General features: G+C 38.1%; 20 protein-coding genes. 15 read left to right on the top strand and 5 right to left on the bottom strand.

The features are described 5' to 3' along the window. Positions 1–62: 62 nt before the first annotated feature. From AC13EX_RS20800 to trmB, 6 genes are read left to right on the top strand one after another with little or no spacing between them, the layout of a single operon-like run. Complete coding sequence (locus AC13EX_RS20800; protein ID WP_482894171.1) at positions 63–716, top strand: SPOR domain-containing protein; 654 nt, start codon at positions 63–65, stop codon at positions 714–716. A gap of 1 nt (position 717) precedes the next feature. Beyond that, positions 718–1,419 carry a MotA/TolQ/ExbB proton channel family protein gene (locus AC13EX_RS20795; protein ID WP_048643664.1) on the top strand — a complete coding sequence of 234 codons (702 nt, stop codon included), beginning with the start codon at positions 718–720 and terminating at the stop codon, positions 1,417–1,419. A gap of 1 nt (position 1,420) precedes the next feature. After that, complete coding sequence (locus AC13EX_RS20790) at positions 1,421–1,813, top strand: ExbD/TolR family protein (RefSeq protein ID WP_048643663.1); 393 nt, start codon at positions 1,421–1,423, stop codon at positions 1,811–1,813. Positions 1,814–1,816: 3 nt separating this feature from the next. After that, positions 1,817–2,770, top strand: a complete 954-nt coding sequence (locus AC13EX_RS20785; RefSeq protein ID WP_482894170.1) for an energy transducer TonB — start codon at positions 1,817–1,819, stop codon at positions 2,768–2,770. A 9-nt stretch (positions 2,771–2,779) separates the two neighbouring features. Next, on the top strand, positions 2,780–4,087 hold the full coding sequence (locus tag AC13EX_RS20780; protein ID WP_482894169.1) for a bifunctional folylpolyglutamate synthase/dihydrofolate synthase: 1,308 nt from the start codon (positions 2,780–2,782) through the stop codon (positions 4,085–4,087). A 3-nt stretch (positions 4,088–4,090) separates the two neighbouring features. Then, positions 4,091–4,750 carry a tRNA (guanosine(46)-N7)-methyltransferase TrmB gene (trmB, locus tag AC13EX_RS20775; RefSeq protein WP_482894168.1) on the top strand — a complete coding sequence of 220 codons (660 nt, stop codon included), beginning with the start codon at positions 4,091–4,093 and terminating at the stop codon, positions 4,748–4,750. Positions 4,751–4,752: 2 nt separating this feature from the next. Here the strand turns inward: trmB and AC13EX_RS20770 are convergent, their stop codons facing one another. Further along, positions 4,753–5,382 (bottom strand): phosphoribosylanthranilate isomerase, encoded by a 630-nt coding sequence (locus AC13EX_RS20770; RefSeq protein ID WP_048643659.1) that lies wholly within the window; start codon positions 5,380–5,382, stop codon positions 4,753–4,755. A gap of 52 nt (positions 5,383–5,434) precedes the next feature. On the opposite strand from AC13EX_RS20770, the gene AC13EX_RS20765 reads away from it, so the two are divergent. The 7 genes from AC13EX_RS20765 to AC13EX_RS20735 all read left to right on the top strand — a co-directional run bounded on the left by AC13EX_RS20765 (position 5,435) and on the right by AC13EX_RS20735 (position 14,159). Further along, positions 5,435–6,124 carry a hypothetical protein gene (locus AC13EX_RS20765; protein WP_482894167.1) on the top strand — a complete coding sequence of 230 codons (690 nt, stop codon included), beginning with the start codon at positions 5,435–5,437 and terminating at the stop codon, positions 6,122–6,124. Then, positions 6,111–7,748 carry a S8 family serine peptidase gene (locus AC13EX_RS20760; protein ID WP_482894166.1) on the top strand — a complete coding sequence of 546 codons (1,638 nt, stop codon included), beginning with the start codon at positions 6,111–6,113 and terminating at the stop codon, positions 7,746–7,748. The genes AC13EX_RS20765 and AC13EX_RS20760 overlap by 14 nt, the downstream gene beginning before the upstream one ends. A 71-nt stretch (positions 7,749–7,819) precedes the next feature. Next, complete coding sequence (gene rpe, locus AC13EX_RS20755; protein WP_048643656.1) at positions 7,820–8,473, top strand: ribulose-phosphate 3-epimerase; 654 nt, start codon at positions 7,820–7,822, stop codon at positions 8,471–8,473. Between the two features lie 119 nt (positions 8,474–8,592). Beyond that, positions 8,593–9,105: a hypothetical protein gene (locus AC13EX_RS20750; RefSeq protein WP_482894165.1), complete on the top strand. Its 513-nt coding sequence runs from the start codon at positions 8,593–8,595 to the stop codon at positions 9,103–9,105. 92 nt (positions 9,106–9,197) lie between these two features. Further along, positions 9,198–10,202, top strand: a complete 1,005-nt coding sequence (locus AC13EX_RS20745) for a hypothetical protein (RefSeq protein WP_482894164.1) — start codon at positions 9,198–9,200, stop codon at positions 10,200–10,202. A 165-nt stretch (positions 10,203–10,367) separates the two neighbouring features. Further along, positions 10,368–12,914, top strand: coding sequence for a DNA gyrase subunit A (gene gyrA / locus AC13EX_RS20740; protein WP_048643653.1), 2,547 nt, complete (start codon positions 10,368–10,370; stop codon positions 12,912–12,914). A 33-nt stretch (positions 12,915–12,947) separates the two neighbouring features. Next, entirely contained in the window at positions 12,948–14,159 is a 1,212-nt protein-coding gene (locus tag AC13EX_RS20735; protein WP_482894163.1) for a tetratricopeptide repeat protein, read from the top strand. Positions 14,160–14,596: 437 nt separating this feature from the next. Here the strand turns inward: AC13EX_RS20735 and AC13EX_RS20730 are convergent, their stop codons facing one another. Beyond that, the gene (locus AC13EX_RS20730; protein ID WP_482894162.1) at positions 14,597–16,057 is read right to left on the bottom strand and encodes an SLC13 family permease; all 1,461 of its coding nucleotides are present in this window, start codon (positions 16,055–16,057) and stop codon (positions 14,597–14,599) included. Between the two features lie 266 nt (positions 16,058–16,323). On the opposite strand from AC13EX_RS20730, the gene AC13EX_RS20725 reads away from it, so the two are divergent. Both AC13EX_RS20725 and pseF read left to right on the top strand, forming a co-directional pair. Continuing rightward, positions 16,324–19,539 (top strand): PVC-type heme-binding CxxCH protein, encoded by a 3,216-nt coding sequence (locus AC13EX_RS20725; protein ID WP_482894161.1) that lies wholly within the window; start codon positions 16,324–16,326, stop codon positions 19,537–19,539. Positions 19,540–20,298: 759 nt separating this feature from the next. After that, entirely contained in the window at positions 20,299–20,997 is a 699-nt protein-coding gene (gene pseF, locus AC13EX_RS20720; protein WP_482894160.1) for a pseudaminic acid cytidylyltransferase, read from the top strand. Between the two features lie 44 nt (positions 20,998–21,041). On the opposite strand, the gene AC13EX_RS20715 is transcribed toward pseF, so the two are convergent. The 3 genes from AC13EX_RS20715 to AC13EX_RS20705 form a co-directional block, all read right to left on the bottom strand. After that, entirely contained in the window at positions 21,042–21,701 is a 660-nt protein-coding gene (locus tag AC13EX_RS20715; protein ID WP_482894159.1) for a LytR/AlgR family response regulator transcription factor, read from the bottom strand. Between the two features lie 43 nt (positions 21,702–21,744). Beyond that, the gene (locus AC13EX_RS20710) at positions 21,745–23,160 is read right to left on the bottom strand and encodes a sensor histidine kinase (RefSeq protein ID WP_482894158.1); all 1,416 of its coding nucleotides are present in this window, start codon (positions 23,158–23,160) and stop codon (positions 21,745–21,747) included. A gap of 932 nt (positions 23,161–24,092) precedes the next feature. Next, positions 24,093–25,418: a fibronectin type III domain-containing protein gene (locus AC13EX_RS20705; RefSeq protein ID WP_482894157.1), complete on the bottom strand. Its 1,326-nt coding sequence runs from the start codon at positions 25,416–25,418 to the stop codon at positions 24,093–24,095. Between the last annotated feature and the right edge of the window lie 18 nt (positions 25,419–25,436).

Raw genomic sequence — 25,436 nt, 5'->3', positions numbered from 1 at the left:
AGCAATATTGGCGATTTGCTGGTTTTGCTTTAGCTTAGTGGATTAAAATAACAATTTTTAAGATGTCTGAGAAAAATTCCAAGGATCAAAATAGCCAATCCGATAATGATGAGGACTTTGGACTGCCTCCGGTCAATGTAACGCCATTGGAAGGTGGTGCAGCTGCGAAGGCTGGTTCAGGTACAGTTGGTCAAAAACCTGCAGGTGAATCAAAAAATAATCCACCTGCAGAAAAGGAAAAAGACAACACCCTGCCTGTCTTTCTTATCATTCTTTTGTTTATACTTGGTTTAGGTTTTGGCCTTTATTATTACGGCGTATTTGATACCTTTAATAAAGAGGCTACTCCTCAAAAAGCAAAAACTGAATTGCCCACTAATCCTGTACCAGTCATGCCCGAACCTGAGGCGGAAGCTGTAGTCGAGGAACCGGTGGCAGAACAGGAAAATACCCCTACACTTTTGGAGATCAACTCCAGAGAAAACGCACCGAGATATTTTTTGGTTGTTGGAAGCTTTATAGATGATGATCTAGCAAGAGATTATTCCAATAAACTCAATAAAGATGGAAAGAGTACGTTTCTCATACATCCCTATGGAAAGATCCATTATTATCGACTGGCAGTAGGTCAGTTTGAAAATGTAGACCTTGCTTTAGAAGCTATGGAGGAGGTCCAGGGAAATTATGAAGAAAACTTATGGGTTTTGAAATACTAATATGATCTTACTACAAACTTTGTCAACTAATGACGGCCTTCAGGCTGTAGATTCTCTTGCCCTCATGGAAGGGGCAGGTACCAACGATATTGGTCTGTTGGATTTAATGATCAAGGGTGGCTATATGATGATCCCCCTTTATTTACTTTTTATCCTAGCCATTTTTATCTTTATTGAACGGATGATCACCCTAAAAAAGGCTTCAAAAACGCCTAAAGGGATGATAGATCAGGTGAAAATGATGGTACAGAGTGGCAATATAGAACAAGCCAAAATGGTTTGTCAGGGTGAAGAAACACCTGTTGCCCACATGATCTCAAAAGGTTTGGAAAGGATAGGTAGTCCGCTCAAAAATATAGAGGTGGCCATAGAAAATGTAGGGAAAATTGAAATATATAAACTGGAGAAAAACCTTAGCCTAATGGCTACCGTATCTGGAGCTGCACCTATGATAGGTTTCTTAGGTACTGTAGCAGGTATGATTCGGGCATTTATTGGAGTGGCTCAAGAGGAGGGAATGGTTTCACCAAAACTTCTTTCTACCGGTATTTATGAAGCCATGATTACCACTGCCACAGGTTTAGTGGTAGGTATAATTGCTTACCTAGGTTATAATTACCTGGTTACTAGGGTTTCAAAACTCATCCATAATATGGAGTATACCACAATTGAGTTTATAGATCTTTTACAGGATAAAAAATAATATGGCACTGCAGTCTAAAAATAAAATAGAAGCTAGTTTCAGCATGTCCTCCATGACTGATATTATATTTCTGTTGCTTATATTTTTTATGCTTACTTCTTCTTTTATTACGCCATCGGGGCTTCCTGTTAACCTACCTTCCAGCGAAAGCTCAGACATAGTAATGCAGGAAGTTACTGTAAGTGTAACTAAGGATCTCAGGTTTGCAGTAAATGACAAGCAAGTTTCTAGGGATGCCATTAAAGGTGAATTGACTGCCTTATTGAAGGAAAACAAGGGGTATGTTGTTCTGCATATAGACAAAGAAGTACCTGTGGAATATTTGGTGGAAATAGGAGGCATTGCTGCCAGCCTTGATGCCAATGTAACCATAGCAACACAACCGTTTAAGTAAGCGATGGAAATTTGGGAAGACCATAAAGCAACAGCTGAAAATAATCGAAAAGCAATACTCATTACGCTTATTATTAATGTGTTGCTTTTGATTGGTTTCTATTTTATTATGGTGTGGAAGCAGCCAGTACCTCCCATGTCTCAATTTGGGCTTGAATTGAATCTTGGTTTTTCTGACGTTGGTTCGGATTCGAAGCAGACCGAAACGCCACCTTCTCCAAGTCAAGAGCAAACTACTGAGGCAGCAGCACCAGGTGATCCTGCACCGCAAGTGACTGAAAATGTAGCACCTGTAACACCTCCAAAGTCCAATCCTGCACCCTCTGAACCCAAAAAGACACAGCCTAAGATTGAGGCAGTTGCCAAAACACCCAGTCCTGTAAAAGCAGAGAAAAAAGTGGTGGAGAAGGTAGAAAGTCCCAAAGAAACAACGCCAAAGGAGACTGTACCTGTTAAGAGTCAGCCTGAAAAAGAACCAAAGCCTGAAAAGGTAGAAAAACCTCAACCTACAGTAGACCCTAGAGCCATTTTTGGTGCAGGAGGTACTAAAGGGACAGCCCAGCAACCTAATGCAGGGAGTAGTCAAGGAAATAGCTCACAGGCTGGGGATGAAGGCAATCCACAAGGCACCATAGATGGAAGGTCTATTTTGCAGTCAGGTAAAGGCAATACCGGTGATGGTGGTGGATATAATCTGGACCTCGCAGGTTGGGATTTTGCTTCCAAACCCAATATCCAGGATAGGCTTTCCAATAGAAATGGGAGAATCGTTTTTAGAATCACAGTGAACGACAATGGCAGAATTGTGCAAGCCATTCCCCTTGAATACAATGTAAGCAACGAAGTGCTAAATTATTACCGAACGGTAGTGAATGGATTGTCCTTCAAGCGTCAAAGTGGTAACTCTACCGCAGAATATTCTCAAGGAAGAATCACCTTTATCATCCGAGTAGATTAATTGACTTCAATGAACTATCAGTCCTCTCTGGAATTTTTGTTTCAGGCTCTTCCTATGTTTCAGCGTGTTGGTGCTTCTGCTTTTAAAAAAGACCTCAGCAATACCTTAAAGCTTTGTGCACACCTTGGCAATCCTCAAAATAAATTCAAAAGCATTCATATAGCAGGTACCAATGGTAAAGGAAGTACAGCTCATGCCTTGGCTTCCGTTTTGCAAGAAGCGAGGTATGTTACGGGTTTATATACTTCACCACATCTAAAATCATTTAGGGAAAGGATAAAAATAAATGGTATAGAAATACCTGAAAGTGAGATCGTAAATTTCGTAAAGGCCCATAAAGACTATTTGTTGGAATTGAAGCCTAGTTTTTTTGAAATGACTGTAGCACTTTCTTTTGATTATTTTGCCAGGATGGGCATTGATTATGCAGTGATTGAAACCGGAATGGGAGGAAGGTTCGATAGTACCAATGTCATAAATCCCATTTTGAGCATCATTACCAATATTGGATTTGATCATGAACAGTTTCTAGGTGATAGCCTTGACAAAATTGCATTTGAGAAAGCAGGGATAATTAAAGAAAAGGTTCCCGTAATAATTGGACAAAGTCAGGCCGCTACCACAGAAGTATTTCAGAATAAAGCATTGGAAAAAGTAGCTCCTATCACCTTTGCTGATCAATCTATTCATGCCCGGTTCAATGGATACAGCGAGGATTCAGATGGGAAAAATCGGGTAGTTTATGAGATTGAAGGGACTTCTTCCTATATTAAAAAAGTACATTTGGATCTGTTAGGAAATTATCAATCCAAAAACTTGCCAGGTATATTGGCTTCCATAAACATTTTGAAATCACAGGGTTTGCTCATTGATCAAAAACAGCTGTTTGCTGGCTTGGCCAACATTGTCGCCAATACGGGATTAAAAGGAAGATGGCAAACCTTGTCCACAAATCCATTAACGATCTGTGATACAGGTCATAATATAGATGGGATCCAAGACATTGTTGCACAATTATTGACATTGAAAAATGATCAGCAACTTTATATGGTCCTCGGAATGGTTAAAGACAAAGCCCATGATAAAGTTTTTGAAAAATTACCGAAAGAGGCAAGGTATGTATTTTGCGAAGCCGATCAACCTCGATCAATGCCTGCAGAAGCGCTAAAAAACCTAGCTGCTGGTTTTGGATTAAAAGGAACGGTGGTAAAAGAGGTCAATGCAGCATTGGCTTATGCTAGAGGAAAAGCAAAACCAGAGGATCTAATTTTTATTGGAGGAAGCACCTTTGTGGTTGCGGAAATAAACGAATTATAGAAAATGGGAAGAAATAAACTTGAACGGTTCAGGCAAATCGAAGAAAACACCAATGTGATTCAGCCTGGCAAAGAAATCTTTGAAAAAATCAAGGGGAATTGGAAAGCTGTTCAGTTTCAAAATGAAGCACCTTTGGTGGTTGAGTTGGCCTGTGGCCGTGGGGAATTTACGGTAGGTCAGGCCAGGGTTGAGCCTGAAAAAAATTATGTAGGAGTAGATATCAAAGGAGGTAGAATCTGGAAAGGCAGTAGTATAGCCATTGCCGAAGGTTTGAAAAATGTGGCCTTTTTGAGGACTCAGATAGAACTGATTGAGGCTTCTTTCGAAGTAGATGAAATTGACGAACTATGGATTACCTTTCCTGATCCCAGGCCAAAAGATAGGGATGAGAGAAAAAGGCTTACCGCACCGAAATTTTTGGAAATGTATAAAAAAATCATGACCCCGGGAGGCCATGTTCATTTCAAAACGGACAATACTGGTTTATATGAATATACTTTTGAGCTTTTGAATAGCAGAGAGGACATAGTCATTTTCAAAAACACCAGGGACTTTTACATGTCAGAATGGAAAGAAGATCACCACGGCATCATGACTCGTTATGAGAAAATGTTTATGGAGAAAGGGGAGACCATCAAGTACATTGAGTTTGGTTTTAAATAATGCTATCCCTCCAATTCGAGGGTTTCTAAAATATCGGCCAACTCATCAAAATCCTTTATTCCTGGCCTGATTTCATGCCCGGCTTTCATACTTATACCTTTCAAAGGTGTACTGTCTAATAACTGCTCAATGTTTTTGTCATCAAAACCAAAACCAAGTAGTAGCTCACATTTTGCAGCTATATTTTTGATCTTTTCTTGGACCACAGGGGTGATTTCCATTGCTGATTCTGCCTCAAGATTAAGCATTACATTGTTTTCTTTTAAGGTAATGGCATAGTCAAGAAGCTCATCCAGTTCATCCTCATTTGTTAAGGTATATTTATAAATTAAAGCGTAACTGGTATTTTTAAGCATAGGAAGGTGAAGGCGTTCTTCTATTTGGATAAAAGAAAACCCTTCGTATTGTGCCAAAGTTTCTAAAATTTGAGCGGGATGACTATTTGAGAATTCAGCAACATATTCCAAGCCTGATAGCCAATCTGTAATTTCTTTAAAAGCTGTTGGGTTGACATAATATTCATTGTCCTTTTCAAGGGAGAAACCCATAAGGTTTACATACATTCCAGAACAATAGCGAGCATCGCTCAAGTTGTTGACATTACTTATCTTTACAAAAGTTTTTAAAGCCATTTTATTTTAGTGGATTATTTGCGTAATTTTCAATTGAATTCAAAGATAGAAAATGAAAATTTTTAATAAAAGGTATTGGCTGCTACCTCTCCTTATTTTTATGGGTAGCTGTGCAGAAGAGCGGGAAGATCCTGAATTGATTACTTCAACTTATTACCCCTTGCTTATTGGGAATTACTGGGATTACAGTGTTGATGAGACGATCTATTTCGGAGAAGAAGATTTTGAGACAGGAAATTATTTTTTCAGAGATGAAATAGCTGACTTCTACCTGAATGATGCCAAAGAACTGGTTTATCTGGTTCATAGGAAAAAATCTACAGATAGAAATGCCTGGGAAAATGAACAGGTTTATACGCTTACCCTTAGTAATAACCGCATCATTAAAAATTTCAATAACCAGCAAAAAATATTGCTTGTTTATCCATTAAGTCAGGATTTTAGCTGGAATGGAAATGCATTAAATAACGAAGTAGAAGAAAGTTTTTTCGTTGAGAGTACCGGGAGCTATATATTGGATCAATTTGCTTTCCCAGATGCAGTAAAGGTTAGAATCAATGAAGAAGATGATCTAATTACCATCAGGGACAACAGGTACGAGGTATATGCAAATAATATTGGCCTGGTTGAAAGTTATTATGAAGTATTTCGTTATTGCTCAAGAAATGATTGTTTAGGTGAACAAATTATTCAGGAAGGGCGTTTTACTCATTTGAGGCTTATAAACTATGGTAAATTATAGTGCTGCAATAGCTTTTGTGTTTTGTTTAATTGCAGCCAATGTAATTGCTCAAGACAGGTATGCCATTCATTACAAATACAAAGCTGATACCACCTATAGCTTGGATCAGCCTGAAAAATTGCTTTCCCAAAAATCGCTCAACCGAAGAAGTAGGGACCAAATTTCCCTTGACAGTACTGATTTTCCTGTTTCAGAAAAGTACATAGAGTCCATCAGACCATATGTTAATAATTTTATTTATCATTCAAAATGGCTCAATGCGTCCATTGTCCAGGCCTCTTCAGAGGAAATAAAAGATATTGCCTCCTTTGATTTTGTGAGTGAAATTGTACTGGTAGCCAAAGGTGGGCCAAGTCAATTGGAAAATAGTACCAAAGGGTACCAATTAAAAAGAAAGAAAAAGCGTTCTAAGAAAGCCAAAGGAAGTGCCAACTTCACATTTCAAAACAGCCTCATAGGTATTTCAGATATGCATGATGCTGGGTACACTGGAGATGGGGTAGTGGTTGCTATTTTTGATGCTGGGTTTTTAAATGCAGACAAAATCCCAGCCTTTGATCATTTATTTAAAGGAACAGGTATATTGGCTACCAGAGATTTTGTATTGCCTGGTTCCGGCTCTGTTTATCGGTCAGATACACATGGGACGGGTACTTTATCCCTGATGGCTGCTTATGATCCTGAGCAACTCATCGCTGGCGCATATGGTGCTGATTATATTTTATGCATCACAGAGGATGTGGATTCAGAATATAGGATTGAGGAATACAATTGGGTCAGAGCTGCCGAATTTGCGGATAGTCTTGGTGTAGATATAATTAACAGTTCACTAGGGTATAATTTTTTTGATGACTCCGAAATGAATTATACCAAGGAGGATTTGGATGGTCAAACAGCTGTAATCACTAAAGGAGCCAATATGGCTGCAGAGAAAGGGATTATAGTGGTCAGTAGTGCTGGAAATGAAGGAAACATTAGCTGGAAGACGATCACCGTACCAGCGGATGCTAATGGTATTATAGCTGTAGGGGCTGTAAACAGTGAATTTAAAAAAGCGGGCTTTAGTTCTGTGGGGCCTAGTACCGATGACAGGATAAAGCCAGAGTTGGTTGCCTATGGAACAAGTGTTACTTTATGGCGACAAGAACAAGGAACAAGTAATTCTAGTGGGACTTCTTTTTCAGCTCCACAAATCGCTGCTTTGGCGGCAGGCTTAAGAGAAGCCAACCCTGAATGGACAAGTAAAGAATTAAGAGATCAATTAATATTTAGTGGTTCTCAATACAATGAACCTGACAATGAACTAGGCTATGGAATTCCGGATTTCACTAGAGCGATGTTTGGTATAATTGACAAGGAAAAAGATCCAGAAAAGGTTAATATTGCCCGAATCTATCCCAATCCTTTGATTGAAAATCAGTTACTCATAGAATTTGGTGACAGTACAAATTGTACATTAAGCTTGTACTCAAGCGATGGCAAGGTGGTAGGAGTCCATGATTTAGAGCGGATAGGAAATAATTACCCTTACAGCATTAGCATGGAATTATTGAATCCCGGAATATATCTTGTTGAATTACAAGATAATTGGTCCGCGACAAAGGTGAAGTTGTGGAAGAAATAAGGAATTGACCTTAAAATTCGCTTTTTTTGTATATCTATCAACTATTAATTTTAACCTAAACCCCATTCCTTATGAATCCATTAATAGCGCCCTCAATTTTGGCAGCCGATTTTGCTAATCTTCAGAAGGAAGTAGAAATGATTAATGATTCTGTTGCCGATTACATTCATGTAGACATCATGGATGGCGTCTTTGTGCCAAATATATCATTTGGTCTACCAGTGGTAGAGGCTGTAAATAGGCATGCGAAAAAGCCACTGGACGTACATTTGATGATTGTAGAACCAGACAAGTACTTAGAAGCATTTCATAAGGCAGGTGCTTCTCAGATTACCGTACACCTAGAAGCTTGTCCTCATTTACACCGAACGATTCAAGCGATCAAGGCATTGGATTGTAAGGCAGGAGTAGCCGTAAATCCGCACACACCTGTCAGGCATTTACAAGATATCATCAGAGAGGTTGACACCGTTTTAATTATGTCTGTTAATCCAGGTTTTGGTGGACAGGAATTTATAGAAAACACTTACAAAAAGATTCAGGCATTAGGAGAGTTGATTGTAGAAACGGGATCCCATGCGAAAATTGAAATTGATGGTGGTGTGAGTATTGGCAATGCCAAAAAGCTTTTTGAAGCTGGGGCAAATGTTCTGGTTGCAGGGAATTTTGTGTTTTCCTCTGAAAATCCTATAGAAACAATTAATAACCTTAAATTTATTGTTTAAATTCAATAATTATTCCTTTCCTATAATTTTTAGCATATTTTTTGATCCATTGTTTGTTAAATTGGTTGATTCTGATTTAATTCGAGGGTAGATAGCGTTTAATAAATTGAGAAAAAATTATGAAAAAATTATTTGGATTGACCTTTTTAATCTTTGGTTTAATAGGTTTTACTGCACAAGCACAAGATGAAGCTGCAGAAGAAATTACTGATGAAGAAATTGCAAAATTTGCTGCAATGGAAGATTCTGTGATGGCTTTTTATGAACAAAAGAATGTAGAGTTAGTGTCCATGATTAAGGACAATGAGGTCATAGATGGCGCTGGTCGATACAATGAAATAAAAGGCGCATGGGACGATGAAGCCAAGCTTGCTGAAATTGAAATCACAGATGATGAAAAAGCAGCTTACGAGGAAATTTTGGAATTTATGGGTTCATTGAGCACAGAAGTTAGAGAATTGAAAATCGGCCTAATCAAAAATGATGACGTTTTAGGAATTGCTACTTACAATAAGGTAAACAAGGCAATGAAAGCAAATCCTGAGGTCAAAGAAAAAGTAGATAGCTTAATGGCTGAGTTAAAAGAAAAAAGAACTCCAGATGAAGACGAAAGTGCTTCTGATAACGGTTAATAGCTGATTTCTTAAGAGATAAGAAAAAAAACCCTCATAATTTGAGGGTTTTTTTGTTTTATTGCGTTAATAAATAAAAGACTATCCAAAATATGGAATTGAAGAAGCGATTGGCGTGTTTGACCTGTCTGTTTGCAGTCCTAATGTTAAGTATTACTTATCAAAGTAAGGCACAAGAGGATATTTTTGGTATTGACAGGAAAATTAAGAGCAAAAAAAGCGATAGTGAAGTAGGGAACGCGTTTAGAAATGCAGTGAGTAATTTTTCATTTGAGATAGCCACTGGTTCAAGTTACCATGCACACCGGCTTACTTTCAATAGTGAAATGCCTGAAAACTATCCGATCACAGACCTGAGTACAAATCAAGCTGCAGATATTTCCGAAATGGACACGATCCAGTTTAAAAACTCAAATTTCGCCTATCCTGTAAACCTGGGGGTTCGGTTGAAATTATTTGATTTAATTATTGTAGGTGCAGGTTATGGAAGAGAATGGGGTAAGTTTGATAAATTCTATGGAGAAGGAAATAGCTATACATTTACAATGGAAGAAGAACGCTATACCTATGATAAACTTTATGGAACAGTAGGTTTGGTACTTTGGGATGCCAATAAAAGAAATGCTTTTTTGAGATGGAGGTATAGAAAATATTCAGAGACCAACCTATCCATTCAAAACCAACTGAAACAAAGGGCTAGAATGCATTATCCCTGGAGAGTGGTGGTAGAGGGAGAGTTTGGCTCAATGAAATTAAAGAAATCTTTAGATCCGAATATTTCTACAAATACAGGGTATTATGGAGTGGGATTTAGAGTTGAAAGAGATTTATCAGAATATTCTAAATTTTTTATCAAACCCTCAGCAGAGTTTAGACCCTATGAGTATAATATGGCGAACCCTATAGAGGTCCAGACCATTGAGCAAACCTTATACACTCTACAGGTAGGAGTGTCTATGAGTCTTCCAGGCTCAAAAAGATGTAAAATAGCAGGTTGTAAGGTAGTAATGAAGCATTTACATAATGGAGTTGAATACCGAGGTAGTTCTATTTGGAAAAGGCAGAATAGAAAAGTAGGGCAGTGGTATGGCAACTGATTTTAGGGTTTTTTAGGCTTCTTTTCCAAATAAATTCCTGTAAAATTAAAAATTAACTCCATGAATATAAAAAGGATACCTAATTATTGAATTGTAAGAAATATAATATTTTTCTAAACCTTTACTTTTTGCTATCTTGCAGGTTATAAGCGAGAAAATTTAAATATGGCTCAAGGAGAAAACGAGAACATCATCCCGATTAATATTGAGGACGAAATGCGTGGAGCTTACATCGATTATTCGATGTCGGTAATTGTTTCCAGGGCATTGCCGGACGTAAGAGACGGTTTAAAGCCTGTACACCGCAGAATCCTTTATGGAATGCAGGAATTGGGGGTTTCCCACAACAAGCCTTATAAAAAATCTGCCAGAATAGTTGGGGAAGTATTGGGTAAATACCATCCACATGGTGATTCGGCTGTCTATGAAACTTTGGTTAGAATGGCTCAAACATGGTCATTGCGGTATCCATTGGTAGATCCACAAGGAAACTTTGGATCAATTGATGGTGATAACCCTGCAGCCATGAGGTATACAGAAGCCAGGTTGAGAAGGATTGCTGAAGAATTGTTGACAGATATCAATAAGGAAACCGTCGACTTTCAGTTAAATTTTGATGATACCTTAAAGGAACCTATTGTTTTACCTGCTAAAATACCGGCCTTGCTACTTAATGGTGCTTCTGGTATAGCAGTAGGTATGGCTACCAATATGGCTCCTCACAACTTAGGAGAGGTGATTGATGGGATTCATGCCTACATTGATAACAATGACATTACCATTCCGGAATTAATGGAGCACATTGTGGCGCCTGATTTTCCAACAGGAGGTATCATTTATGGATACAATGGGGTTAAAGCCGCCTTCGAAACAGGAAGAGGAAGAGTCATTCTTAGAGGTAAAGCTACCATTGAGACCAAGTCCTCAGGAAAGGAAATGATCATTATCAATGAAATTCCTTACCAAGTCAACAAAGCTTCCATGGTTGAGAAAACAGCTCAATTGATAAATGAGAAGAAAATTGATGGAATTTCTGCCATTAGGGATGAATCTGATAGGCAAGGTATGCGCATTGTATATGAGCTGAAAAAAGATGCCGTTCCAAATGTAGTGCTAAATAACCTTTACAAGCATACACAACTTCAAACTTCCTTTAGTGTTAACAATGTGGCCCTGGTTAAGGGCAGACCTTATACATTGAACCTGAAAGACCTTATTCTGCACTATGTGAACCATAGGCATGAAGTGGTGGTCAGAAGAACAGAGTATGAACTAAGAGAAGCGGAGAAAAGAGCCCATATCCTCGAAGGATATCTGGTTGCTTTGGATAATATTGATGCAGTTATCCAATTAATTCGAGATTCAAGAGATCCGGAAACAGCCAGAAATGGTTTGATGGAGAAATTTGATCTGACCGAAATACAGGCAAGAGCAATTCTTGACATGAGGCTGCAACGTCTTACTGGCATGGAAAGGGCCAAGATTCAGCAGGAATATGATGAGCTGATGAAACTTATCGAAGAATTAAAAGATATTCTTGCAGATAAGGACAGAAGAATGCAAATCATTAAGGACGAATTGCAAGAAATAAAAACCCGCTACAATGACGATAGAAGAACAACTATCGAGCATAATGCTGAAGATTTCAACTATGAGGACATGATTCCTAATGAGGAAGTGGTAATTACCGTTTCCAATCAGGGATATATTAAGAGAACTGTACTTACAGAGTACAAATCGCAAAGTAGAGGAGGAGTAGGTTCAAGAGGAGTAAGTACCAAGGAGGATGATTATACCGTCTATCTATTTACTGCCTTAACGCATAACTATTTGTTGATCTTTACTGATCAAGGTAAATTATTCTGGCTTAAAACTTACGCCATTCCTGAAGGTAGTAAAACATCCAAAGGCAGACCTATCCAAAATCTCATTAATATTGAAAGTAGTGACCGTATTAGGTCTATTATTCAGGTCAAAGACCTGGGAGATATAGACTATATCAATAACAACAATATCGTGATGGTGACTAAAAAAGGCATCATCAAGAAAACCACCTTGGAGCAATACTCTAGACCAAGAACAAATGGTATCATTGCCTTGAATATCAGAGAAGATGACCAACTCTTGAATGTAGAATTGACCAATGGTGATGCCAACATCGTAATCGCGTCAAGCTCTGGTAGGGCAGTTCATTTCCATGAATCCACTGTTAGACCTATGGGGCGAACAGCTACTGGAGTTAAAGCCATTAACCTTGGCGGAGACGAAAATCACGTTATTGGCATGGTTTGTGTTCAAAGAGAAGATGCCACCCTACTTGTCGTAACAGACAAAGGGTATGGTAAACGTTCTTACTTGTCTGAATACAGGATCACCAATAGAGGTGGAAAAGGAGTGAAAGCGATGAATATTACCGAGAAAACCGGTGGATTAGTCGCAATTAAAGAAGTGGTTGATACTGATGATTTGATGATTATCAACCGTTCTGGTATTACCATTCGAACTCCAGCTGAGGGAATCAGAGTAATGGGTCGAGCTACCCAGGGTGTAAGGTTAATTAGATTAAATGAAACTGACGAAATTTCATCAGTTGAGAAAATTGAAAACCTTGAAGGAGACGAACCAGAAAATACCACAGAAGAAACAGACACTCCAATAGATCCTGAAAATGATCAGACGGAGGACAATAAAGAAAATCCTAAAAACGAATAGTAATTGAAACCAATAAAGAACCGCACTAGTAACATGAAAAAGTTAATTTTATCGTTGGCTTTGGTGGGCATCGCCTCAACTGTTGCCTTTGGCCAGAAAAAGGTAGTTAAATCTGCTGAAAAAAACTTTAGTAGAGGAAATCTCGAGGAAGCATACACCGAAATAAAATCCGCTCTAGCGGATGAGGAAACAGGAGCACAATCTGAAACTTATTTTATCAAAGGTAAAATAGAAACACAGATGTTTGAATCTGATTCTTCCAATACGGAAAACACTGTAGCTTTAGGGCGACAAGCTCAAGAAAGTTTTACCAAAACCTTTGAGATGGAGAGCAATGACTCTACTTCTAAAGTAAGTAAAGACTTATTTAAGGAAGTTCTTCCTGACATGCCTGCCAACTTTCAGGGACAAGGTGTTTATAGGTTAAAGAATGCTTCTTTCAACAAAGCAATTGCAAAATATGAAGAGGAAGATATGGAGTTGTCTCATGAATTCTTCTCATTGGCAGCTGACCTTGATCCTAATGATACTTCCATCGTTTTCAATGCTGGCTATACTGCCAATATGGTCGGCAATACAGAAGCTGCAAAAAAATATTTCACCAATTTGCTAGATGTACCAGAATATAATAAGTTGAATGCTTATTATTTCTTAATACAAATAGCTAGTGCTGAAGACAATGACCCGGAAGAAGCTTACCGTGTAGTGACGGAAGCTAGAGAAGAGTATCCTGATGACAAAGGTTTAGCAGAATTCGAAATTCAATTGTTACTTCAATTGGATAAAATGGAGGAAGCTATGACTTCAATCGAAAAAGCTTTGGTTACCGATCCAAATAATCCAGCAATTAGATTGAGATATGGATACTTGAAAGAAAAATCCGGAGACATGGAAGGTGCTTTGCAAGAATACATTAAAACTGTTGAAGCTGATCCAGAATTTTTTGAAGGTAACTATTATGCCGGAGCGATTTATCTTGATAAAGCCAGAAACATTATTACAGAAGTAAACAACCTTTCTGATGATGAGTGGGAAGCTAAATCTGATTCCATGTTAAAAGAAGCAGATGGTTTGTATGAAGATGCTTTACCGTACTTTACCAAAGCTTCTGATTTGAAACCTGACAATACTGATATCATGGAAATTTTATTCCAAGTGCATACCAGGTTGAAAAATGAAGCTAAAGCAGAAGAATACAACAAGAAATTATCTGATAAACTTGGTCCAAATTGGTTGGAAAGGTAATATTGTAAAGAACATATAATTGAAAAGATCCAGGCTAATTGTCTGGGTCTTTTTTTTTGCTATTTATAAACCTTGTAGGCCAATAGTATTTATTCCACGATAATTTTTTCAATGGAAACTAAGCAAGCCATCTCTTATCTTCTTATAAGTAGGTGTTAACCTATTATACAAATATTAAAGTCAGTATTCTTTGTTCTCTAATAAGATATTGATGTGTGTGACCTACAACATTCTCAAAGCTAAGACTGGCTGGGTTATTATCAATTGGATTGTTTATTCCATTGTTAATTTTGATTAGATTTAGTTTGATTCCTGAAGGAACATATTAGGGGTAGTAATTATAAAATGCTGAAAAACAACTTATTGACTTAGGTTTAATAAAATTGACTTTAATTTAAAACTTCCTTTTTGATTAATCTTCATCAGTTTCTGTCATTTTATCTCCATTCATCAGGGAAATTCATCAAATTAAAATCCCATACAAAAGGAAGGTAGAAGAAGGTAACTAGAAGTATCAGTGCAATGGAAAGTAGATTAAGGAAAAAACCTGCCCTCATCATTACTGGGATAGTAAGATAGCCTGAGCCAAAAACTACAGCATTTGGAGGGGTAGCTACAGGAAGCATAAAAGCACATGAGGCGGCCATGGTTGCGCCTATCATTAATCCAAATGGATGTACGCCCATTGCCAAAGCCACAGCTGAGAGGATAGGCAGCAACATGGAAGCAGTGGCCACATTAGATGTAATTTCTGTTAGGAAGTTTACAGCAGCTATTATAATCAATAAAAACAGCCAAAAAGGCACATTTTTCAGTAAGACAAATTGTTCTCCTATCCAGCTTGCAAGACCAGTATCCTTAAAGCCTTCTGCCAAGGCCAATCCACCACCGAATAAAATTAGAATGCCCCAGGGAATTTTTTCAGCCACTTTCCAATCCAGCAATTGTTCTTTTCGCTCATTTCCAGCGGGAATTACAAATAGAAGCAAAACGCCCATTAAGGCAATAATCGTGTCATTAAGAACAGGAATATAGGGCTGGATTAAGAAACTACGGGTGATCCAGGAGAAACTTACCCCAATAAAAACCCACATGACTTTCTTTTCTTGTAAGCTCATTCTTCCTAAAGCTTGAAGCTGACGGCTGATCTCCTCTTTTCCACCGGCCAGCTGTAAAGTTTTTGGAAATTTAAAGGCATAATTTACCAGGTAGTACCAACACATAATTAACAATGCAGAAGCTATGGGAAGACCAACAAGCATCCATTCTCCAAAGCTAATTTCTACCCCATAAATATTTTTTACCACAGCGGTCAAAATAATATTGGTAGGCGTTCCAATTATTGTTGCCATCCCTCCAATGGATGCACTATAGGCTATACCAAGCATTAGCGATGGACCTAACGTTTTCTTAATGCCTTTGTTGGAATTTGACATTTGAACGACTACTGCTATGGCAATGGGCAACATCATAAGAGAAGTAGCAGTATTTGAGATCCACATGGATAGAAATGCTGTAGCTACCATAAAACCTAGAATTATACGCTTTAGGTCAGTGCCAAGGTATGAAATGATCTTTAGTGCAATGCGTTTGTGAAGATTCCATTTTTCAATGCTTACTGCGATCATAAATCCACCCATATACAATAAAACCATAGGATCTGAATAGGGTATAGAGGTAGATTTCAAATCCATGACACCGGTTAGTGGAAAGAGAACCAAAGGAAGTAAGGCGGTGGCAGCAATAGGAATGGCTTCAGTGATCCACCAAATAGCTATCCAAAAAGTAACAGCCAATAAGGAAACACCTTCGGAGGACAATCCTTCAGGAGAAATGCCGAAATATAAACCAAGAAAAACGATGGGGCCTAAGAATAGACCTATTTTTTGTGTACGCATAAATTCAAATAAAACTTAAGATTAATTAAAATTGAGCGAATACGAAAGCTTTCTTAACAGTAATGGTTGTAGGGAGTATATAATTTTTGTGTTCCAGATTTTATAAATAACCTTTTATATACCTTTCTTACTGATTAAATCAGTTTCAAGATGTTTATGTACAATTGTTAAAAAAAAATGAAAAAAATTACTAATATTGAGATTGGCCAATTGTCAATTGACGTAAATAATCATTACTAGCGTGTTAGAAATGAAAATATAACCCTATGATCCAATCCAAGTCTAAATTTATGAATAGAATTAAAACCCAATTACTAATAGGGGTGCTGGCATTTTTTGCCTTTCAATGTGGTCAGGATGGCCCAAGATTAACCTTAAATAAAGGTGATCATATCATTTTGATCGGTAATAACCTGGGATCAAGAATGATGAATTATGGATATTTTGAAACTGAAATGCATGTTCGGTATCCGGATTCTTTGTTATATATAAGGAACATGAGTGATGGTGGAGACACACCAGGCTTTAGACCTCATGCAGGTAGAGTTTCACCTTGGGCTTTCCCTGGAGCTGAAGAATTTCAGGATGAATTGGCGACCAATTCAGGAAGTGAAGGACATTTTGAGACTCCTGATGAATGGATCAAACGTCACGAAGCAGATATAATCATTGCCTTTTTTGGTTATAATGAGTCTTTCGAAGGTGAAGAAGGGCTAGAAATGTATAAACAAGAACTTGAAGCTTTTATCAAGCATACCAAAAACACTATTTACAATGGGGAAGCGCCGCCACAATTGGCTCTTGTATCGCCTATTGCTTTCGAAAATCTAAGTGGAGATTTTGATTTACCCAATGGAGAAAAGGAAAATAAGAACCTGAAAATGTACACTGCTGCTATGAAAGAAATTGCAGAAAGAAATCAGGTGTTTTTTGTAGATGCTTTCGAACCTTCTTCTTCGTGGTTTTCTTCTGCCGATGAATACCTTACTATCGATGGGTTTCAATTGACAGATGATGGTTACAAGAAGTTTTCAACTTTTATCACTGATAAAATTTTCGGTAATGACCAGGCGGTAGCTGAAGAGAACAGAGCAGCCATCCATGCGGCTGTAAAGGAAAAGAACTGGATGTGGCACAATGACTACAAAATACCAAATGGTGTACATGTCTTTGGTCGTAGGTACAATCCATTTGGCCCTGACAATTATCCTTTTGAATTGAAAAAAATCCGCCAAATGACGGACAATAGGGATCAGGCTATCTGGAAAGCCAATAAAGGCGAGCAATTTGATCTGGCTAAAGCTGATAAAAGCACCATTGAATTGCCACAAGTGGAAACCAATTATAATCCAGAAAAGAATGGAGATTTGGAATACCTCTATGGTCAGGACGCTCTAGATAAATTTGAAGTAGCGGAAGGTTATAAAGTTGAATTATTTGCTTCAGAAAAGGAGTTTCCTGACCTGGCCAATCCTGTTCAAATGACTTTTGATACCAAAGGAAGACTATGGGTATCCGTAATGCCTAGTTATCCTCATTATAAACCTGGAGATCCCAAACCAAATGATAAAATCCTTATTCTGGAAGATACCGATAATGATGGGAAAGCAGACAAGCAGATTGTTTTTGCGGATAGCCTTCATCTTCCTATTGGCATGGAAATTACTCCTGAAGGCGTGTACCTTTCACAAGGTACTAATTTCATCATTTTGAAAGATGAAGATGGAGATGACTATGCAGAAAAGAGAGAAATTTTATTAAGTGGTTTTGATGACCATGATACCCACCATAATATCTCCGCATTTGTAGCTGATCCATCGGGAGCCATGTATATGGGCGAAGGTGTTTTCCTTCATACCAATGTGGAAACCCCATATGGACCTGTTAGGGCAACAAATGGAGGCTTTTATAGGTACAATCCAGCCAGAAGAAGACTGGAAAGAACAGCTCAGCTTCCTATTCCGAATCCTTGGGGAATTGCCTTTGACGATTGGGGACAAAATTTCTTCGCTGAGACTTCCGGTCCAGACGTACGTTGGATGATGCCTGGTTCTGTAAAATCCAGGTATGGTGAAGGAAATCACAAAGGACCAAACTTGATTGAAGATGCCCATAGGGTAAGACCTACTTCAGGCTTGGAGTTTGTCTCTAGTAGACATTTTCCTGAAGAAGTGCAAGGTGATTTGTTGATCAACAATACCATTGGTTTTTTAGGGATGAAAATGCACAGGATGGTAGAAGATGGAACTGGTTATGACAGTGAACACAGAGTTGACTTAATCAGAAGTGATGATCGTAATTTCCGACCTGTAGACATGGAATTTGCACCTGATGGCTCACTTTATTTTGTGGATTGGCACAATATATTGGTAGGTCACATGCAACACAATGCCAGGGATCCACTAAGGGATCACGTACATGGAAGGATATATAGAATCACTTATCCATCTAGACCACTTGTCACTCCTCCAACCATCGATGGCGCTTCAATTGAAACCTTGTTGGACAATTTGAAATTACCTGAATTCAGGGCAAGGTATGCAACTAGAACCGAATTGAGAGGCAGAGACAAAAATGAAGTATTGTCTAAAATGAAAATCTGGATGGCTAATCTTGATAAAAACGATCCAAGGTATGAGCATCATCTATTGGAAGGTTTATGGGTTAGCTGGGGACTTAATGCAGTAGACCAAGAATTGTTGAAAAAACTAATGGATTCTGAAGACCACAGGGTGAGAGCCGCTGTGGCTAGGATATTGCGCTATACAGGTCATCAGATTCCTGATCAGGTAGACTTACTTAAAAAAGCTGCTGCTGATCCGCACGGACGTGTAAGGTTGGAGGCCATTGTTGCTGCTTCTTGGCTTAATAAAGAAGATGGCTTGGCCATTTTAGAGGTTGCCAATGAACATCCAAAAGATGACTGGATGCAAAAACCATTTGAAACTTCTTTGGCTCATTTGAATGGAATGTCTGTTAAGAATATGGTGGTCAACCCTGATGGAAGTGTTGTTTTCCAGGAAGCAGCTAAGGAAGCGAAGGCTTCAAATTCCAGATTAAAAGGGGAAGAATTGACACTGTTTCAAATGGGTAAAGCCATATATAGCAGAGAAGGATTTTGTATCACTTGTCACCAACCTGATGGTAAAGGACTAAGTGCTTCAGGCTTCCCACCTTTGGCTGGTACCAAATGGGTCAATGGCAATGAAGAAAGGTTTATAAAAATTGTTCTGAATGGCTTGATGGGTCCGATAGAAGTATTAGGCAAAGACTATCCAGGACAGGTTCCTATGACTCCTTATGGAGGAATGCTCAATGACAAGGAAGTTGCAGCAGTGATCACCTATGTAAGAAATAGCTTTGGAAATGAATCCTCGGCAGTAAGTCCCGATAAGGTAAAAGCAGTAAGGGCTGCTATCAAGGACAAAACAGGATTCTATTCTCCAACAGAGTTGTTACAAGAGCATCCTATGGAAGAATAGAAATAATTTGAAGATAGATTTGGAATTATAAGAGCCAGATATTACTCCAAATTAAATAAATATTAAAAGGCCAGTTCATTGTTTATGGACTGGCCTTTTTTGTCCTACTGAAGATAAAATGCCAAAGGTAAAGGCCGAAAAAGCAACTTATGCTAATTTCAAATCTGGATTAAACCCGAAATATGCAATAGACAAATCTATTATGTGCTAAAATAACTTCAAAATCAGTTACTTCGTTGCTGTTTTCAATCCTGCCTGTCCGCAGACAGAGTCACCATAGCGATGCTATGCTAAAGTTTCCAAGCAGACTGATTTTCTAATGATGGCAACACTTCCCATAAATACACGACAGGATTTACCCTTGTCAAAAGTCAGGCCGGAGAACTACTATTACAAAATCCGGGTAAAAAGATATAATTAGGCTTGAAAAGCTAGATTAAAAATAAATTTTACTCTAATTATTCTTACTTTAGTATTGTGTAAGTAACAAGAACATTCTCTAGGGACTATTTTAACTTTGGGGCTTAATTTTATTGGTTGTCAATTGAGAACTATTACCTACCTCTTAACTATAAATGGGTCAATAAATCATTAGGAAATTAAGGATAGGGATCGATAAAGTAGATTTAATAATAAATTAAATACGAGTAATGTTAATTGCAATTTTTATATAGTTTCATTGTTTTTTGGTCTTTTTCTATAATAAAGGTAGTCAGGTTATTTTAGTTTTTGAATTGTAATTTTTACGGTAAATCCATTATGAGTAAATATTTATGTGTAATACCAGCAAGGGGAGGAAGTAAAAGAATTCCACAAAAAAATATTAAAGATTTTTTAGGTAAACCAATAATATCCTATAGCATTAAAACCTCAATTTCATCTGATTTATTCGATGAAATAATGGTTTCAACAGAAGATCCTGAAATTGCAGAAGTGGCAAAATCCTATGGAGCAAAAGTACCGTTCCTGCGTTCTGTAATAAATTCAGATGACTTTTCCCCTACCGTTGATGTGTTGTTGGAGGTAATAGAACAATATGAGAAAATTGGGAAACGATTTGATTATTTATGCTGTATTTATCCCACAGCACCTCTTATCTCTTTAGACAATTTAAAATTAGGTAAGGAGAAATTAATAGCCGAAAAAAGAACTAGTGTCTTTCCAGTAGTTGGCTTTAATTATCCAATATGGAGAGGATTACGAGAAACAGAAAAAGGAACAGTTGAATTGGTTTGGCCAGAACACGTCCATACCCGCTCCCAAGATTTAGAAGAAATTTATCATGATGCCGGTCAATGGTATTGGTGTAATGTTAGTGATTTAAAAAGAGATAAAAAATTGTTCTCTGAAAACACCGCTGTAATCAAATTAAATCAAACTGAGGTGCAGGACATTGATAATTTAACTGATTGGGAAATGGCTAAATTAAAATATGAACTTCTTCAGGGCAATAAATAAATAGAAAAATTGAAGAAATTTATCTATTTTCAAAACTATGAGTTTTACAAAAAATCAGCATAGGACAAGCTCACGGGGATAAGATGATCTTCAATTTGTACCTGATGTCGTTCTACCTTATTGATTCGGTTTTTGTTGACCACAAAGGACCTGTGGGTACGCACAAAATAGGAGGGAAGTAGCCTTTCCAGTTCTTTCAAGGTCATTCTGCTGATTACTTTATCATTTTCCAACTGTAGGGTCACGTAGTTGCCGGTTGCTTCACAGTACAGGAGCTCAGTGAAATTTACACGTTGTTGGCTGTCGGTAGTTTTGATAAAAATAAATTCTGGTTCCTCTGATGGTTGCAAAGCTTTCCAATCACGTGCTTTTTGACAAGCTTTCAAAAATCGGCTCAAGGGAAATGGCTTTAATAGGTAATCCAGTGCATTGAGTTCAAAACCTTTCACCGCATATTCAGAATAAGCGGTGGTGAAAATTACCATGGTAGATGCTGGAAGCATGGCCATCAGGTCAATGCCTGAAATATCAGGCATGTTGATGTCCAGGAAAATAAGGTCTACCGGTTGTTGGCTTTGGAATTCAAGCCCTTGTATGCCATCAGAAAAAACGGCTTCTAAAGAAATAAACGGAACCTTGGAAGCGTGGGACTTAATCACCTCCAAGGCCATTCGCTCATCATCAATTGCTATTGCTTTTAACATAAAGTTAAATTTGTACTAAGTAAAAGAAGGTCTTCAGGTTCAATCAATCTAATTGTAAGGAGAAATGTACGAAATATTCGCTTTCATTCGAAATAGTAGATAAACTGTATTTTCCAGGATAGTAGTGTTCCAGTCTATTGCGTACATTATGCAGTCCAATTCCGGATTCGTCTTTAGGGTCATCCGTCAGCTTTTTGGGGTGAATGCTATTGACCAGATCAAGGTGCACTGTTCCTTTCATGCAGCGTAAGTTGATCCTTATCCAAGACTTGTTTTTGGTGCTAATTCCATGCTTAAAGGCATTTTCCACAAAAGGTATCAGCAACATGGGGGCTATATTTCCATCACATTCAGTAGTAGGAAGCTTAAAATCCACTGATAGGTTCTCCTCATTCTCAAAGCGTAGCATTTGCAGGTCCAGGTAATTATTAACATATTCAATTTCTCGTTTTAAAGGGATTTTATCCTGTTGGTTTTCATGAATCATAAAGCGCATCATGTCTCCAAGTTTTTGAATCCCATCGGCCGTTTTCTCTGCATTTTCCATCAATGCAGTACCGTAAAGGGTATTCAGGGCATTGAACAAAAAATGCGGATTGATTTGAGATTTCAGGAAGCTTAAATTGGCCGAGCCTACTTCTACTCTGTGACTCAGGTTTTTAATTTGACCTACCATCCCAAGATATTTATCAAAAGAAAGGTTGGATATGGGGATGATTACCAATTGGATAAGCAATCCAATACCCAGGCCAATCAAGAGGGGAATCTCATCTCCTTCCGCCATGGCTATAAGTAGGAAAAAACCTGGAAAGAGTACCATTAAAAGTACATTATAAAAATTGGCCAACTTCGACTTGCCAGATAGCCGCTTTTTATAGATTAGAAAGTAATTGTAAATCAATACCAAAAGGATGGAAGGCAAAGCAAACGCCAATATAAAGGCAATACTCCTGTGGACCAATTGATCAATTTGAAGTAGAAATAAGGTCAGGAAAAAGAAAATGCTACCCAAACGGATTGAGTTGTAGGATTGATAATCCTTCATTTTGGGTGGAGTTAGTACCTGCTTTAAAAAAATCACCCAAACCAAATAGCCCATATAAATGGCCATAATTTTTAAATAAAATGCTGTGAATGGGGATTCTGTTATTTTGGAACCAATAGAAAATAAGGTAATGATGACATAAGAGAAAATGGCAATAAGTAAGCTTAAAAAAATTAAGGGGCCTATTTTTCTATTCTTTAGGTATTTTGGAATCAGTAAAATATGAAAAAGGTAAAACACCAAAAATAGAATAAGAGGGATAAATATTTTAGCAAAATAGCCAACCATTTCATGATTTGCTCCACGGTGGTTTATATTACCTGCGCTAAGAATATTGACCAAAACGATGATCAGGAAGACCAGGGTAACGATCCACCATTCTATTTGTCGAAATGTTAATGATTTGGTTTTCATAAAGTGTTCAAGTTAAAAATTAAAGTTTAAACCGAATACCTTCCACTCGGTTTGTGTTGGATGATTGGGGTTAATTATATAAAATGAATGACATTCTAAGTAGATATTGTATAGCAAACCTGCCAGGGTAAGGACAATATAAGTTCTTCTGTTAGCTTTGGTCATGGTCATTCAATGTTGATAGCATCCGGAATTTCCCTTAGCTGCTTGGCTTTTATCGGACTGATAAATATTTACACAAGAATATCGCTGAGGAGGCTTTCAATCAAATTAATGTGACGAAATGGGGGAATGGAGGGATGGAAATGTTCCATAACGCTCTGTGCTTTTCTTTCGGGGGCTATTGGCTTTTATACCGGTGGCAGAGCCTGTCGAAGCCATAGGGTAACGGGCTCAGCAATATCTACTCTTTCGGCACTGCAGGAGATCCGGATGAAATGCCAGTCAAAAGGGAGTTAGGACAAACTGAGTGAGCTGTCTAAAATGATCAAACTCAGGTAATATCTTTATTTTCAATGTTTTTCTTTTGTATTAAAGCAGGGTTGAAAGGACTGATTAACAATATTCGGCGTGTTACACTCACCCTAGCTAAACCTACTTCCATCTGGTTTAGATGAGCAAATAATACCAAAATTAAATTGTTAAATGCTGCATTCTCTTTCTTTTTGTCTTGAAACAAAAAGAAACAAAAAATTCAAGACAAAAAAATCCTTCTCCCCACAATCCCTACGCCCCCTCGGTTTTTTGTCAGCCTGCCCGCTTTTTAAAATCCAATACTTAAGAACTATGGTAACGATTCTTAATAACTAAGAGTAATAAACTGTGGACGGTAAAATACTTACATTCCTAACCATAAGGTAACTATTATCTAATCCTTAAAAGTGAGTAGTTTATGAAAAACTGATTTATTTCCGTAGAGTTCAAGCAGTAGATTATGGCGAAATTTTTATAGTCTCGGGATATTCATCAATGATTTTCCCGTTTTCATTGATCATCAGGAAATGCTGATGTGGACCATGTAAAGTGGTGATAATGGCTGAGTTTTCTTCTGCAGATTTGGACAAATACCAGACTTCTTCGGGAGTTTTGGGTTTCTTTTTTTCTACGCCCCAGGAACCATCACCCAGGTACACAACTCCATTGGGGTGAATGGCATTGTTTTTCAAAGGATGACTTCGCTTATAGGTATGGTCATCATTCTCAAAAGCCACGCGAACACCATATTTTTCAAAAAGAGGGATCCAATTGTCCAAAACTTCTTCAGACCAGAATTGAATGCGCTTTCCTCCTGGCTCAACTCTACCGGAAGGGTAGCCCGGTTTGTGGTAAACAGGGATAACATGAGGGATTTCTGTACGATTGAACAACTGCTTTTCTAACCATTTTGTCTGCGTACCACTGATGAGGTTGCTATGGGAACTGTCCAATATAAGCAGGCTTAGGTAATCCCCAAAATCCAGAACGCTATATCCAGGTTGTCCCGGAAAAGCAAATAGAGGGTAAAAGAAGGGAGCTTTTGCCAATCGCATTTCGTCCGTTGGCTCTTCCATTTCACCTTTCTTTACCTTTGAAATAAAAGTCGGCATTCCGATCCGTTTGTTGATATTGGTTTCGGAAGCAGGGTAGTGGTGGTTGATCACATCATGATTGCCAATGCCAAGTACCAGTGGAATCACTCGGCCTTCAGGCGTGATCAGGTCCCTTTTGATACCATCAAACCATTGGTGCCAGAGACCTACATTCTCTTTTAGACCATTGGCATAGGCCAGGTCACCACCCCAAACAATAAAATCAAGGTCGTACCGCATGACAGCACGGTTCATTTTCCCAAACATTTCTCCATGTGAAGTGTCTCCACCAGCGGCAAAACGGATAGGTTTATCATTCTTTTTAGGCATGGTACGAAAAGAGTAAGTACGGGTAAATTCCCCTACATTAAATTCATAGTTTGAATTTGGTTCTAATCTTGTGATCTCTACTCTTTGTATTTTTCGGTCAGAATAGGGAAATTCATGTTCTGTGGCATAAACCTCCAGCCATATTGGTTCACCTTTTTTTCTGAAATTTAATTTATGATCAGCTTTATCTGATGGCAAGGTATGCCAGTCAATCGTCATGGTGGTAGTAGGATCCTGTTGCCAGGTAAGGAGAATACCGGCAGGTTCTGTTTGGGCAAGAGCTGCTGCAAATAAGCAGAGTGCCAGTACTTGTGTAAAAAATAGGCGTAGGTAAATGTTGGATGAATAGCTGCTTGTCATTTCTTTCTGGTTTTATTA

Source organism: Cyclobacterium sp. L-R, assembly GCF_056859355.1.
Note: the sequence above shows the minus strand (reverse complement) of the source record. Positions and strands in the feature narration are given on the sequence as shown.

Bases quoted from the DNA above. Each gene is read 5' to 3' on its own strand.
- AC13EX_RS20800 (WP_482894171.1), top strand. From the start codon at position 63: ATGTCTGAGAAAAATTCCAAGGATCAAAATAGCCAATCCGATAATGAT.
- AC13EX_RS20795 (WP_048643664.1), top strand. From the start codon at position 718: ATGATCTTACTACAAACTTTGTCAACTAATGACGGCCTTCAGGCTGTA.
- AC13EX_RS20790 (WP_048643663.1), top strand. From the start codon at position 1,421: ATGGCACTGCAGTCTAAAAATAAAATAGAAGCTAGTTTCAGCATGTCC.
- AC13EX_RS20785 (WP_482894170.1), top strand. From the start codon at position 1,817: ATGGAAATTTGGGAAGACCATAAAGCAACAGCTGAAAATAATCGAAAA.
- AC13EX_RS20780 (WP_482894169.1), top strand. From the start codon at position 2,780: ATGAACTATCAGTCCTCTCTGGAATTTTTGTTTCAGGCTCTTCCTATG.
- trmB (WP_482894168.1), top strand. From the start codon at position 4,091: ATGGGAAGAAATAAACTTGAACGGTTCAGGCAAATCGAAGAAAACACC.
- AC13EX_RS20770 (WP_048643659.1), bottom strand. From the start codon at position 5,382: ATGGCTTTAAAAACTTTTGTAAAGATAAGTAATGTCAACAACTTGAGC.
- AC13EX_RS20765 (WP_482894167.1), top strand. From the start codon at position 5,435: ATGAAAATTTTTAATAAAAGGTATTGGCTGCTACCTCTCCTTATTTTT.
- AC13EX_RS20760 (WP_482894166.1), top strand. From the start codon at position 6,111: ATGGTAAATTATAGTGCTGCAATAGCTTTTGTGTTTTGTTTAATTGCA.
- rpe (WP_048643656.1), top strand. From the start codon at position 7,820: ATGAATCCATTAATAGCGCCCTCAATTTTGGCAGCCGATTTTGCTAAT.
- AC13EX_RS20750 (WP_482894165.1), top strand. From the start codon at position 8,593: ATGAAAAAATTATTTGGATTGACCTTTTTAATCTTTGGTTTAATAGGT.
- AC13EX_RS20745 (WP_482894164.1), top strand. From the start codon at position 9,198: ATGGAATTGAAGAAGCGATTGGCGTGTTTGACCTGTCTGTTTGCAGTC.
- gyrA (WP_048643653.1), top strand. From the start codon at position 10,368: ATGGCTCAAGGAGAAAACGAGAACATCATCCCGATTAATATTGAGGAC.
- AC13EX_RS20735 (WP_482894163.1), top strand. From the start codon at position 12,948: ATGAAAAAGTTAATTTTATCGTTGGCTTTGGTGGGCATCGCCTCAACT.
- AC13EX_RS20730 (WP_482894162.1), bottom strand. From the start codon at position 16,057: ATGCGTACACAAAAAATAGGTCTATTCTTAGGCCCCATCGTTTTTCTT.
- AC13EX_RS20725 (WP_482894161.1), top strand. From the start codon at position 16,324: ATGATCCAATCCAAGTCTAAATTTATGAATAGAATTAAAACCCAATTA.
- pseF (WP_482894160.1), top strand. From the start codon at position 20,299: ATGAGTAAATATTTATGTGTAATACCAGCAAGGGGAGGAAGTAAAAGA.
- AC13EX_RS20715 (WP_482894159.1), bottom strand. From the start codon at position 21,701: ATGTTAAAAGCAATAGCAATTGATGATGAGCGAATGGCCTTGGAGGTG.
- AC13EX_RS20710 (WP_482894158.1), bottom strand. From the start codon at position 23,160: ATGAAAACCAAATCATTAACATTTCGACAAATAGAATGGTGGATCGTT.
- AC13EX_RS20705 (WP_482894157.1), bottom strand. From the start codon at position 25,418: ATGACAAGCAGCTATTCATCCAACATTTACCTACGCCTATTTTTTACA.